This window comes from Trinickia sp. (genome assembly GCF_051954495.1).
Classification (GTDB): Bacteria; Pseudomonadota; Gammaproteobacteria; order Burkholderiales; family Burkholderiaceae; genus Trinickia.
In genome coordinates this window covers 1-12,031 of the sequence record NZ_JBQCHR010000110.1, presented here as the reverse complement: position 1 = coordinate 12,031, position 12,031 = coordinate 1, and the positions used below count along the sequence as shown (strand labels likewise).

Sequence of the window (12,031 nt, the reverse complement as noted above, 5' to 3'; positions counted from 1 at the left end):
CGTCAGCAGCGCCGCGGTCTGCGCGAGCGCTTCGAGAATCAGCACGCCGGGCATCACCGGCCGCGTGGGGAAATGCCCCTGGAAATACGGCTCGTTGATCGACACGTTTTTCAACGCCTTGATGCTCTTGTGCGGCTCGAGCTCGAGCACCCTGTCCACGAGCAGGATCGGATAGCGATGCGGCAGCAGCGTGAGGATCTTATGGATGTCGAGATTGATTTTTTCAGTGCTCATGGTGTGTCTGCTCCACGCAATGGTCTTGCGCGGGTAAATGACTGCGGATGCTGATCGCGGTGGCGTCTAAGCCGCCTGCCGGGGCACCGCTTTGCCGTGCGGTCCCCGCCCCTGCTCAAGCGTTGCTACCTCGCTCGGCAAGCGTTGCTTCGAGTGTCTTGATGCGCTCGCGCATCTTGTCCAGATTGCGCACGAGCGCGGCGCTCTTGTTCCATTCGGCATGGCCGACGGCAGGGAACGCGCTCGTGTAGATGCCCGGTTTGAGCAGCGACTTCGAGACGCCCGACTTCGCCGTGACGATAACGTAATCGGCAAGCGTCACGTGCCCGGCGACGCCGACCGCCCCGCCGATCATGCAATGGCGGCCGATCGTCGTGCTGCCCGCGATACCGGCGCAGCCGGCAATCACGGTGTACGCGCCGATCTTGCAGTTGTGGCCGATCTGCACGAGATTGTCGATTTTCACGCAATCCTCGATGATCGTATCGGCCATCGCGCCGCGATCGATCGTGGTGTTGGCGCCGATTTCGACGTCCGCGCCAATCGTGACGCCGCCCACTTGCGGAATCTTGACCCAGCTACCCGTGCGCGCGTCGCCCTCGCCGACGAAATCCGGCGCGAAGCCGAAGCCGTCGGATCCGATGACCGCGCCCGCATGCACAATGGCACGCGGCCCGATCTTGCAGCCGTGATAGACGGTGACCTTCGGGTACAGATGGGAGTCCTCGCCGACCTGCGTGCCGCGCCCAATCGTGACATGGGCGTCGATCCGCGCCCGCGCGCCGACAACAGCGCCCGCTTCGACGACCACGTGCGGCCCAATGACCGCATCCGGCGCCACCTGCGCGGCCGAATCGATCACGGCGCTCGGATGCACACCTGCGGGCGCTTTCGGCGCCGCCAGGTCGATGAACCATTGCGCCACGCGCGCGAAATAAGCGTACGGGTTCGGCGTGACGATGAAATTACGCTCCGCCCCCGAGGTCAGCTTAGCCAGATCGCTCGGCGCGATCAGGACTGCACCGGCGCGGGTCGATTCGACTTGCGACAGATACTTGGGATTGGCCAGAAACGCCAATTGATGCGGTTGTGCTTGGTCGAGCGGCGCCAAACCCGCGACCTTTACGGTCGCGTCGCCGACGATTTCGCCGCCGAAGCGCTGCGCGATTTGCTCGAGCGTCAATGCCATTCGCGTCCGGCTCCGTCGTTCAATTGGTCGCGCTCGGGCTAGAGGCAGCCAATGCCTTCAGCACCTGGTCCGTGATATCGATGCGCGGACTCACGTAGACGGCTTCCTGCACGATCAAATCGTAGTGCTGCTGCTCCGCGATCTGCTTGATCACCTTGTTGGCGCGATCGAGCACGGCCGCCAGCTCTTCATTGCGGCGCTGGTTCAGGTCTTCGCGGAACTCGCGTTGCTTGCGCTGGAATTCGGTGTCGAGATTCGACAACTGGCTTTGTTTGGCCGCGCGATCGGCCTGCGACATCGACGTGCCGTTCTTGTCCAGTTGATCGGACAAGGTTTTAAGACGGCTCGCCATGTCTTGCAAATCTTTGTCGCGCTTCGCGAACTCCGCTTCGAGCTTGACCTGAGCGGCTTTGGCCGCCGCCGATTCGCGCAGAATACGATCCGAGTTGACCGCCGCGATGCGGGCCTCTTGGGCTTGCGCGACGCCGGCCACGAGCGCCCCCGTCAGCGCCACCGCACCCATCACACGTCTGAAAAACGTACCGGTTTGCAAAATCTTCCTCTCGATGCTGGACTGGGTGCGGCGTGCCGTTAGAACGCCGTCCCGATCTGGAATTGGAATTTCTGGTATTGGTCGCCCGTATGCTTTTGCAGCGGGAAGCCCAAGCTCAGCTTGAGCGGGCCGATCGGCGAAATCCACGCGAGGCCCACACCGTAGCCGTAGCGCAAGCCGTTCGCACCCGTGGTCGTTGCACCGTTCGTACCCGTGCCCCACACGTTACCGCCGTCGAAGAACGTGAACACGCGCAGCGTACGGTCGTAACCGGTACCCGGCAGCGGGAACGTGACTTCGATGTTGCCGACGACCATCTTCGAGCCGCCGATCGGGTCGCCCGTCGAGGTATCGCGCGGACCAAGCGAGCTAGGCTCGTAGCCCCGCACGGACCCGATACCGCCGGCGAAGTAGTTCTTGAAGATCGGGAACGGCTTGCCGCTCATCCCGTTGCCGTAGCCACCCTGGAAGTTCAGCCCCAGCACGAAGCCACGTGCGAACGAATAGTAATACTGCGCTTGCAAATCGGCCTTGTAGTACTGCGTCGCGCCGATCGGCGAACCGTATTCGGCGTTCGCTTGCGTGAAGTAGCCGCGGCTCGGCACGAGCGCGCTATCGCGCGCGTCGCGCGACCAGCCGACCGTCAACGGCACGTTGTTGGAGACGCGGCCGAAATCGTGCACGTACTGTTGGTAGACCTGCGGCGTCGAACTATCGACGTCGAGGCGGTTCTGCTCGAGGCCCGCGCCGAAATACACCGTATCGACTTCCGAGAACGGAATGCCGAACTTCAAGTCGCCACCGGCCGTGATGATGCGGAAGCTCGAATTGGTCGAGTAGTACAGCGGCTGCGTCGTCCGGTAGTAGACGTCCGTGATGCGCTTGATGCCGTCGACGGTGAAGTACGGATCGACCTGGGTGACCGTCAGCGTCCGGTACGAACGCGCCGTGTTCACGTTCACCGAAAGGCTCGTGCCCGAGCCGAACACGTTGTCTTGCGACACGCCCGCCGACAGCACGACCTTGTCCGTCGACGAAAAACCGGCGCCGAGCGTGATGGCGCCCGTGGGCTTTTCCTTGACCTTCACGTCGACGTCGACCTGATCGGACGTGCCGGGCACCGGCACCGTCGTCACGTCGACATCCGTGAAATAGCCCAGGCGGTTCACGCGATCTTTCGACAGCGCGAGGCGGCTCGAATCGAACCAGGAGCTTTCGAGCTGGCGCATTTCGCGACGAACGACCTCGTCGCGCGTACGCGTATTGCCCGTGACGTTGATGTGGCGAACATAGACGCGCCGGCTCGGATCGACCTGCAGCGTCAGTGCCACCTTGTGGTGCACCTGGTCGATCTCGGGCTGCGCATTGACCGTGGCGAAGGCGTAGCCGTACTCGCCGAGCTTGTCGACGATCGCCTTCGTCGTCGCTTGCAGCTTTTCCGCCGAGAAACGTTGACCGGGTTTGATCGTGATGAGCTTTTGCAGCTCGGGACCGCGATCGAGCAAATTGCCCGCGAGCTTGATGCTCGACACCGTGTACGGTTCGCCCTCATGCACCGTCAACGTCAGGTACATGTCCTTCGTGTCGGGCGAGATCGACACCTGCGTCGATTCGATGTTGAACTCGAGATAGCCGCGATTCAGGTAGAACGAGCGGATATTTTCGAGATCGCCGGTGAGCTTGTCCTTCGAGTACAGGTCGTTTTTCGTGTACCACGAGAACCAGTTCGGCGTGGACAGCTGCATTTCGTCGCGCAGCGTGCTCGTGCTGAAGGTCTTGTTGCCGATGAAATTGACCTGGCGGATTTTCGCGCTCGGGCCTTCGTTCACCGTAAAGAGAATCCCCACGCGGCTGTTGTCGAGCGGCGTGATCGTGGTCGTGACTTCGGCCGCGTAAAAGCCGCGAGTGAGGTACTGGCGCTTGAGTTCTTGCTCCGCGCGATCGACGAGCGCCTTGTCGTAGTAGCGCCCCGGCGAAAGCCCGACGCCCTTGAGCGCCTTGTCGAGCGCATCCTTCTCGAATTCGTGGAGGCCGGCGAAATCGATCGTGCCGATCGCGGGACGCTCCACGACGTTGACGATGACGACATCGCCTTGCGTCGCAATGCGCACGTCGCTGAAGAAGCCGGTCGCATACAGGGCGCGGATCGCCTCGGACGCTTTATCGTCGGTGAACGTATCGCCTTGCTTGATCGGCAGGTAGGAGAACACCGTGCCGGGCTCGACCCGTTGCAAGCCCTCGATGCGGATGTCTTTTACGACGAAAGGCGCCGTCGCCGCGTGAGCGATGAGCCCATGAGCGGCAAGCGCCGCGACCGCAACCGTCTTAGGAACAAAGCGATGAGGTTTGAACAACGTGCTTCCCCAGTGTTTTTAGCTGCATCTGTCCACCGCGGCTGTGCAAGCGCGCGCCGCCGGACACTTTAAAAATGGATTAAACGAGCCAGATCGTTGAAGAGCGCAATCGCCGACAACACGACGATGCACACGAGGCCAGCCCTTTGCAGAACGAGTTGCCAACGTTCCGACACGGCTTTGCCCGTTGCGGCTTCAACCAAATAATATAACAGATGCCCCCCGTCCAATACCGGAATCGGCAATAAGTTCAGCACGCCGAGGCTGATGCTGACGAGCGAGAGGAACGACAGGAACGGCGCCCAGCCAAGCTGAGCGCTCTTGCCGGCGTAGTCGGCGATCGTGACCGGACCGGAAAGGTTCTTCAGGGAAGCCTCGCCCGTCAGCATGCGGCCGAACATCCGCAAGGAATAAAGGGCGATGTCCCAGGTGCGCCGCGCGCTGCGCGCCACGCTCTCGCCCAGGCCGTACCGCACGTTCACCGATTCGACGTGCGTCGCCAGCGCCGCGCCGATCCGGCCGGACGTCGCGCCCGTCTGCACGTCCTCGCGGGCGTCGGGCACGACCGTCAGCGTGATCGGCTGCCCGCTCTCGCCGCGCTCGACGCCGAGCAGGACCGGACGCCCCGCGCGCGCCTTGACGTAGGCAATGAACGCCTGGGCTCCATCGATCGGCGCGCCGCCGGCCGAGCGCAGCGTGTCGCCGGGCTGCAAACCGGCCCGCTGCGCGGCGCTGCCCGGCTCGACGGCCGCGACCGACAGCGTCCCGCCTTGATCGAAGCCGAGCTTGGTCAGGAAATCGTCGTCGAGATCGCTGTCGGGGACATGGCGCAGATCGACCTGAAAATCGTACGTGCCGCGGCCGTCGCGCGCCTTGAGGACGACGCGACGATGATTGAACGCGGCGTCGAGCAGCTTCCAGCGCAAATCCGACCAGGACCGGACCGCTTCGATGTCCGCGCCCCGCTCGTCGCCGATCGCCACGACCGTTTCGCCGCCGTCGAAGCCTGCGCGGGCGGCGATGCTGCCGGCGGTCGGCGTCGCGAGCCTGGCGACCGGTTCGCTCACCCCGGTCGCGAAAACGATCGAAAACAGCGCCACGGCCAGCACGAAATTGGCGAGCGGCCCCGCCAGCACGATGGCGATGCGTTTAGCGACGTGCTGGCGATTGAATGCGTAGCGCAGCTCGTCTGGGGCGATGCCCGGCCCCGGATCGCGCTCGTCCAGCATCTTGACGTAGCCGCCGAGCGGCAATGCCGAAATCGTCCATTCGGTACCCGACCTGCGCCCGACCCAGCTCGCGAGGGGCCGCCCGAAGCCGATCGAAAACCGCAGCACTTTGACGCCGCACAGCCGCGCAACGCTATAGTGGCCGTACTCGTGCACGACGACGAGCACGCCTATCGCGACGGCGAATGCGGCGACTTCGATCAGCAGATTCATCAGCCTCTCACTGCACAGCGCGATCGACCGGGCTCGTGCGACTGGCCGCCTGAGCGAGGAGCGAGCGGCCGGCAATGAACTCGTGCGCCGCGCGGCGCGCTTGCGCGTCGGCGTCGAGCACATCGTCCAACCCGCTCGGCGTCCGGTTGGGCAGACGTCCGAGCACGGCGTCGACCGTGCTGGCAATGTCCATGAACCCGATGCGGCGCTCGAGGAACGCGTCCACGGCCACCTCGTTCGCCGCATTCAGCGCCGCGCTGGCGATGCCACCGGCCGCGAGCGCCTGCATGGCGAGCGCGAGACACGGAAAACGGTCGTAATCGGGCTTCTCGAAATGAAGCGAAGCGATTTGCGCGAGATCGAGCTGCGGCACGCCCGAATCGACGCGCTCGGGAAACGCGAGCGCGTGGGCGATCGGGGTGCGCATGTCCGGGTTGCCGAGCTGCGCCAGCACCGAGCCGTCGGCGTACGACACGAGCGAATGTATGACGCTCTGAGGATGGATCAGCACGTCGATGCGGTCGCCGGCCAAGCCGAACAGCCAATGCGCCTCGATGACTTCAAGGCCCTTGTTCATCATCGTGGCCGAATCGACCGAGATCTTGCGGCCCATGACCCAGTTCGGATGCTTGCAGGCCTCGTCGGGCGTGACATCGGCGAGCGTGGCGGGCTCGCGCGTGCGGAACGGACCGCCCGACGCCGTCAGAATGATCTTGGTGACGCCGCCATGCTCCGCGACATCGCGCGGCAGGCACTGAAAAATCGCGTTGTGCTCGCTGTCGACGGGCAGAAGCGTCGCGCCATGGTCTCGCACGGCATCCATGAAGATCGCGCCCGACATGACGAGCGCCTCCTTGTTCGCGAGCAGAATGCGTTTGCCGGCGCGCGCCGCGGCCAGCGTGGGCGCAAGCCCGGCGGCGCCGACGATCGCGGCGACGACCGTGTCGCACTGCGCGCTTTGGGCCGCCTGCACGAGCGCTTCGGGGCCGTAGGCCACTTGCGTCTCGGAGCCGGCCGCCTTGAGCTGCGCCTGTACGCTCGCGGCCGTTTGCGCGTCGCCGACGACGGCGACATCGGGCTTGAAGCGCAGGCACTGCGCAACGAGCTTGTCGCCGTTGCGATGCGCGGTGAGCGCATACACCGAGAAGCGCTCCGGATGGCGAGCGACGACATCGAGCGTGCTCTCGCCGATCGAGCCCGTGGAACCGAGCAATGTCAGACGTTTTTTCATATCTCTCTCTAGCTCTAGCCGATGACCAGCATCGCGAGCGGCAGCACCGGCAGCAGCGCGTCGATGCGGTCGAGCACGCCGCCGTGTCCAGGCAGCAGTGCGCTTGAATCCTTAACGAGCGCTTGACGCTTGAGCATCGATTCGAACAAGTCGCCGACGATGCTGAATGCGACCAGCACGGTCAGCATGAGCAGCGCGCGCACCACGCCGGCGCGCTGCGTCAGCGCCGACACGAGCGTCGGCTCGAATGCGTGCGCCGCCATGACGGCGACGGCCACGGCCATCACGGCGATCCAGCCGCCGACCGCGCCTTCCCAGGTCTTGCCGGGACTGATGGCCGGCGCCAGCTTGTGCTTGCCGAACGCCTTGCCGGCAAAGTATGCGCCTATATCGGCGAGCCAAACCACCAACAGCACCGACAGCACGAACGGGACGCCCAGCAATCGGGCCGCGACGAGCGCGTGCCAGCAGGCGACCAGGACGACCAGCCCGGCGATAACGAGGAACAACCGCCATGCGCCGTGCGCGAGCGTGGGCTTGCGCGCGAGCACATACGGCCCCGTGAGAATCCAGAAGACCGCCGCGGCCTCGAACAGCGGCCGAGCCGCGCGAACGCCGATGCCCAGACGCGTGCTGGCGGCAAGCGCGAGCGCCGCGAGCACCGCGTAGCCCACGGGCGCGAGGCCGGGCAGCTTCAGGAGTCGCGCCCACTCCCATGCGCCGAGGACCATGACGAGCGCGATCAGCGCGCCGAAGGCCGCCACCGGGGCGAAGAGCGTGACCGGGAGCAGCACCGCCAGCAGGACGACGGCGGTGATGACGCGCGTTTTCAGCATGGAAGGGAGTCGGCGTTTTGGGAAGGCGCCTCGTGCGACGACGCGTCCTGCGATGGCGACGCGAGCTGCGCGCTGGTGCGGCCGAATCGGCGCTCCCGGCGAGCATACGAGGCGATCGCATCGGAGAGGGTATTGGCGTCGAAATCGGGCCAGTACGTATCGGTGAAGTACAGCTCGGTATAGGCGAGCTGCCACAGCAGAAAGTTGCTGATGCGCGTTTCGCCGCCCGTCCGGATGAACAGGTCGGGCTCGGGTGCATACGCCATGGCCAAATGCTGGGCGAGCGCGGTTTCGTCCATATCGACGACCCGCCCCTGCTCGACCGATTGCTCGGCAAGCTTACGGGCCGCTTGCATGATGTCCCAGCGGCCGCCGTAGTTCGCGGCGATCGTCAGCGTGAGCCCCGTGTTGCGCGCCGTTTTCGTTTCGGCGCGCCGGACCGCATCTTGCACGCGGCGGTCGAACAGGGATAAATCGCCGACGACGCGCAGCCGAATGCCGTTGGCGTGCAGTTTGCCGACTTCGCGCTCGAGCGCCGTGACGAACAAGCGCATCAGGAAGGACACTTCGTCGACGGGCCGCCGCCAATTTTCGGAACTGAACGCGAACAGCGTGAGGTACTCGACGCCGACGCGCGCGCAGGCTTCGACTGCCGTGCGCACCGCATCTACGCCGCGCGTATGGCCGGCCACTCGCGGCAAGCGGCGCTGCGTCGCCCAACGGCCATTGCCGTCCATGATGATCGCGATATGCCGCGGCACAGCCGCGACATCAGGTACGCGAACGGTAGAGCTGGTATAGGTCATGGCCGCCCGGACTCAAACTGCTGAAAAAAGAAAAGAAAGACGCGTCGAGACGAAGCCGCCTCAAACGGTCATGATCTCGGCTTCTTTCGTCTGGACGAGCTTGTCGATTTCGGCAACGTATTTATCGGTGAGCTTTTGCACCTCGTCGCTGGAACGACGCTCGTCGTCTTCCGAAATTTCCTTGTCTTTGACGAGCTTTTTGAGCGCTTCGTTCGCATCGCGACGCAAATTGCGCACAGCCACTTTCGCCGTCTCGCCTTCGCTCTTGACGACCTTCGTCAGCTCGCGACGGCGCTCTTCGGTCAACGCCGGCATCGGCACGCGGATCAAATCGCCCTGCGTTGCCGGGTTCAGACCGAGATCGGATTCGCGAATCGCCTTTTCGACCACGGCGACCATCTTCTTTTCCCAGGGCTGCACGCCGATCGTGCGTGCGTCGATCAGCGTCAGGTTGGCCACTTGCGAGATGGGCACGTTCGAGCCGTAGTAATCGACTTGGATGTGATCGAGCAGCCCCGTGTGTGCGCGGCCCGTACGGATCTTCGCCAAATCGTTCTTGAACGCTTCGATCGAACGCTGCATCTTCTGATCGGCGCCCTTCTTGATCTCTGCCACACTCATTTAGACCTCCAAAACTTCATCGCTATGCGGATTCGCCCGTGCGCGGCGCCATGCTGCACCGCGGACTTACGACGCGCCCCGCTTGTATTTCGGGAGTTTACACGTGGACGAGGGTGCCCTCGTCCTCACCTTGTACGATCCGCTTGAGCGCGCCCGGCTTGACGATCGAAAACACGCGAATCGGCAGCTTTTGGTCGCGGCACAGCGCAAACGCCGTCGCGTCCATCACTTGCAGGTTGCGGCCGATCGCCTCGTCGAAGCTGATCGTCGAGTAACGGGTAGCCGTCGGATCCTTCTTCGGGTCCGCGGAGTATACGCCGTCGACCTTCGTCGCCTTCAAAACGACTTCCGCGCCCACTTCGGAACCGCGCAGCGCGGCAGCGGTATCGGTCGTGAAGAACGGATTGCCCGTTCCCGCGGCAAAAATCACGACCTTGCCCTCTTCCAACTGCCGGATCGCACGAGGCCGGATATACGGCTCGACCACCTGGTCCATGCGCAGCGCCGACTGCACGCGCGCCTCGATGCCGGCGTGGCGCATCGCGTCTTGCAGCGCGAGCGCGTTCATCATCGTCGCGAGCATGCCCATGTAGTCGGCCGTTGCTCGGTCCATGCCCGCCGCACCGCCGGCTACGCCGCGGAAGATGTTGCCGCCGCCGATGACGACGGCCAACTGCGTACCGAGCCGAACGACTTCGGCGACGTCGGCCACCATGCGTTCGATCGTCGCGCGATTGATGCCGAAGGCATCGTCGCCCATCAAAGCTTCACCGGAGAGTTTGAGAAGAACGCGTTTGTAGGCTGTGGGCATAGCGGTATCCGATCGCGTCGAGGAGATCACGACAATGTGGAACTGTAGGGGTGAAACATATTGGAGCCAAGCCCGGCCACCGACGCGGCGCCTACCGAGGCGCTGCGGCAGAGAACCGGGTTAACCCCAATGACTCGCTGGGCGAGCCCCCGCGGCGGGCCGTGGCGGCTGCCGCGGGTACGACAAACTGCTCGATTACTGCTGCTTCGCGGCGGCGACTTGCGCGGCCACTTCGGCGGCGAAGTCGTCTTGACGTTTCTCGATGCCTTCGCCCACGACGAAGAGCGCGAACTTTTGCACCGACGAGCCCGCCGCCTTCAACATTTGCTCGATCGTCTGCTTGTCGTTCTTCACGAACGGCTGGTTCAGCAGCGACACTTCCTTCAGGTACTTCTGCACGCTGCCTTCGACCATCTTCGCGACGATTTCCGCGGGCTTGCCCGATTCGGCCGCCTTTTGCTCGGCGATGCTGCGTTCCTTGGCGATCAGGTCCGCCGGCACGTCGTCCGACGACAGCGAGACCGGCTTCATTGCCGCGATGTGCATCGCGACGTCCTTGCCGACTTGCTCATCGGCGCCCGTGTACTCGACGAGCACGCCGATACGCGTGCCGTGCAGGTACGCGGCCAGCTTGTTCGACGTTTCGAAACGCGAGAAGCGGCGAATCGACAGATTCTCACCGATCTTGCCGACGAGAGCGAGGCGCACAGCGTCGACCGTTTGGCCGTTCAGCGACAGCGCCGACAGCGCGGCCACGTCGGCCGGGTTTTGCGACACGACGAGTTCGGCCACTTGCTTGGCGAACGCGTTGAAGTCGTCGTTCTTGGCGACGAAGTCGGTTTCGCAGTTCAATTCGATGAGCGCGCCTGCGTTGCCGGCGATATGCGAGGCGATGATGCCTTCGGCCGTGACGCGCGAGGCCGCCTTGCTGGCCTTGTTGCCGAGCTTCACGCGCAGCAGCTCTTCGGCGCGACCCATGTCGCCGTCGGCTTCCGTCAGCGCCTTCTTGCATTCCATCATCGGCGCGTCGGTCTTCGCGCGCAGTTCTGCCACCATGCTTGCGGTAATTGCCGCCATCATTCGCTCCTTGAGTCTGTCTTTCATACGCCGCTCGCTTTCGATACGAACGGCAGGCATTCGTTCGCGGCGCATCGAACGCGCCGCGCGTGAGGCCGAAACTTAAAAAAAGGGGGCCTATCGAGAGCCCCCTTTTTTGTCGGCAGCGCTCTGGTGTTACGCTTCCCCGTTGACCTCGACGAACTCGTCGCCATCGGCGCCGCGGGCGGCTTGCACGACTTCATTCACTGCGTTCGCACGGCCTTCGAGGATCGCGTCCGCCACGCCTTCGGCGTACAGCGCCACGGCCTTGCTCGCGTCGTCGTTGCCCGGGATCACGTAATCGATGCCTTCCGGCGAGTGGTTCGTATCGACCACGGCGATGACCGGCACGCCGAGCTTGTTCGCTTCGGTCACGGCGATCTTGTGGTAACCGACGTCGACGACGAAGATCGCGTCCGGAATGCCGCCCATATCCTTCACGCCGCCGATCGACTTTTGCAGCTTGGCGATTTCGCGTTCGAACAGCAGCGCTTCCTTCTTGCTCATCTTCTCGAGCTCACCCGCCTCGACCGCCGCTTCCATGTCCTTCAGGCGCTTGATCGATACCTTCAGCGTCTTGAAGTTCGTCAGCATGCCGCCGAGCCAGCGGGCGTTGACGAACGGCATACCCGCGCGCTGCGCTTCTTGCGCAATCGTGTCGCGCGATTGACGCTTCGTGCCGACGAACAGGATCGTGCCGCGATTGGCCGCCAACTGACGCACGTACTTCAGCGCGTCGTTGTACATCGGCAGCGTCTTTTCGAGGTTGATGATGTGAATCTTGTTGCGATGACCGAAGATGAACGGGGCCATCTTGGGGTTCCAGAAGCGCGTTTGGTGACCGAAGTGGACGCCG

12 protein-coding genes are annotated in these 12,031 nt (G+C 63.9%); all 12 read right to left on the bottom strand.

Going from position 1 to position 12,031, the window contains the following annotated elements:
* Positions 1 to 234: 3-hydroxyacyl-ACP dehydratase FabZ (fabZ, locus tag ACTHNR_RS14755; protein WP_440548399.1), on the bottom strand; the 234-nt coding region annotated here is incomplete at its 3' end.
* Between the two features lie 115 nt (positions 235 to 349).
* Positions 350 to 1,423 (bottom strand): UDP-3-O-(3-hydroxymyristoyl)glucosamine N-acyltransferase, encoded by a 1,074-nt coding sequence (lpxD, locus tag ACTHNR_RS14750; RefSeq protein ID WP_440535348.1) that lies wholly within the window; start codon positions 1,421 to 1,423, stop codon positions 350 to 352.
* A gap of 19 nt (positions 1,424 to 1,442) precedes the next feature.
* Positions 1,443 to 1,946 (bottom strand): OmpH family outer membrane protein, encoded by a 504-nt coding sequence (locus ACTHNR_RS14745; protein ID WP_440535429.1) that lies wholly within the window; start codon positions 1,944 to 1,946, stop codon positions 1,443 to 1,445.
* A 68-nt stretch (positions 1,947 to 2,014) separates the two neighbouring features.
* Positions 2,015 to 4,330 carry an outer membrane protein assembly factor BamA gene (gene bamA / locus ACTHNR_RS14740; RefSeq protein WP_440548398.1) on the bottom strand — a complete coding sequence of 772 codons (2,316 nt, stop codon included), beginning with the start codon at positions 4,328 to 4,330 and terminating at the stop codon, positions 2,015 to 2,017.
* 68 nt (positions 4,331 to 4,398) lie between these two features.
* Positions 4,399 to 5,772, bottom strand: a complete 1,374-nt coding sequence (gene rseP, locus ACTHNR_RS14735) for an RIP metalloprotease RseP (protein WP_440548397.1) — start codon at positions 5,770 to 5,772, stop codon at positions 4,399 to 4,401.
* Between the two features lie 7 nt (positions 5,773 to 5,779).
* Positions 5,780 to 7,003, bottom strand: coding sequence for a 1-deoxy-D-xylulose-5-phosphate reductoisomerase (locus ACTHNR_RS14730; RefSeq protein ID WP_440548396.1), 1,224 nt, complete (start codon positions 7,001 to 7,003; stop codon positions 5,780 to 5,782).
* A gap of 14 nt (positions 7,004 to 7,017) precedes the next feature.
* A complete protein-coding gene (locus tag ACTHNR_RS14725; protein WP_440548395.1) occupies positions 7,018 to 7,839 on the bottom strand; it encodes a phosphatidate cytidylyltransferase in 822 nt (273 codons plus the stop codon).
* Entirely contained in the window at positions 7,833 to 8,645 is an 813-nt protein-coding gene (locus tag ACTHNR_RS14720; protein ID WP_440548394.1) for an isoprenyl transferase, read from the bottom strand. Before ACTHNR_RS14720 ends, ACTHNR_RS14725 begins: the two co-directional genes overlap by 7 nt.
* A 60-nt stretch (positions 8,646 to 8,705) precedes the next feature.
* Positions 8,706 to 9,266 carry a ribosome recycling factor gene (frr, locus tag ACTHNR_RS14715; protein WP_440548393.1) on the bottom strand — a complete coding sequence of 187 codons (561 nt, stop codon included), beginning with the start codon at positions 9,264 to 9,266 and terminating at the stop codon, positions 8,706 to 8,708.
* 97 nt (positions 9,267 to 9,363) lie between these two features.
* Positions 9,364 to 10,077, bottom strand: a complete 714-nt coding sequence (gene pyrH / locus ACTHNR_RS14710; RefSeq protein WP_440548392.1) for a UMP kinase — start codon at positions 10,075 to 10,077, stop codon at positions 9,364 to 9,366.
* A gap of 195 nt (positions 10,078 to 10,272) precedes the next feature.
* Complete coding sequence (tsf, locus tag ACTHNR_RS14705) at positions 10,273 to 11,154, bottom strand: translation elongation factor Ts (protein WP_440548400.1); 882 nt, start codon at positions 11,152 to 11,154, stop codon at positions 10,273 to 10,275.
* 156 nt (positions 11,155 to 11,310) lie between these two features.
* A partial coding sequence (rpsB, locus tag ACTHNR_RS14700) for a 30S ribosomal protein S2 (protein ID WP_440548391.1) occupies positions 11,311 to 12,031 on the bottom strand: 721 nt, incomplete at its 5' end.

Bases quoted from the DNA above. Each gene is read 5' to 3' on its own strand.
- tsf (WP_440548400.1), bottom strand. From the start codon at position 11,154: ATGGCGGCAATTACCGCAAGCATGGTGGCAGAACTGCGCGCGAAGACC.
- ACTHNR_RS14720 (WP_440548394.1), bottom strand. From the start codon at position 8,645: ATGACCTATACCAGCTCTACCGTTCGCGTACCTGATGTCGCGGCTGTG.
- ACTHNR_RS14725 (WP_440548395.1), bottom strand. From the start codon at position 7,839: ATGCTGAAAACGCGCGTCATCACCGCCGTCGTCCTGCTGGCGGTGCTG.
- rseP (WP_440548397.1), bottom strand. From the start codon at position 5,772: ATGAATCTGCTGATCGAAGTCGCCGCATTCGCCGTCGCGATAGGCGTG.
- ACTHNR_RS14730 (WP_440548396.1), bottom strand. From the start codon at position 7,003: ATGAAAAAACGTCTGACATTGCTCGGTTCCACGGGCTCGATCGGCGAG.
- pyrH (WP_440548392.1), bottom strand. From the start codon at position 10,077: ATGCCCACAGCCTACAAACGCGTTCTTCTCAAACTCTCCGGTGAAGCT.
- lpxD (WP_440535348.1), bottom strand. From the start codon at position 1,423: ATGGCATTGACGCTCGAGCAAATCGCGCAGCGCTTCGGCGGCGAAATC.
- ACTHNR_RS14745 (WP_440535429.1), bottom strand. From the start codon at position 1,946: ATGGGTGCGGTGGCGCTGACGGGGGCGCTCGTGGCCGGCGTCGCGCAA.
- frr (WP_440548393.1), bottom strand. From the start codon at position 9,266: ATGAGTGTGGCAGAGATCAAGAAGGGCGCCGATCAGAAGATGCAGCGT.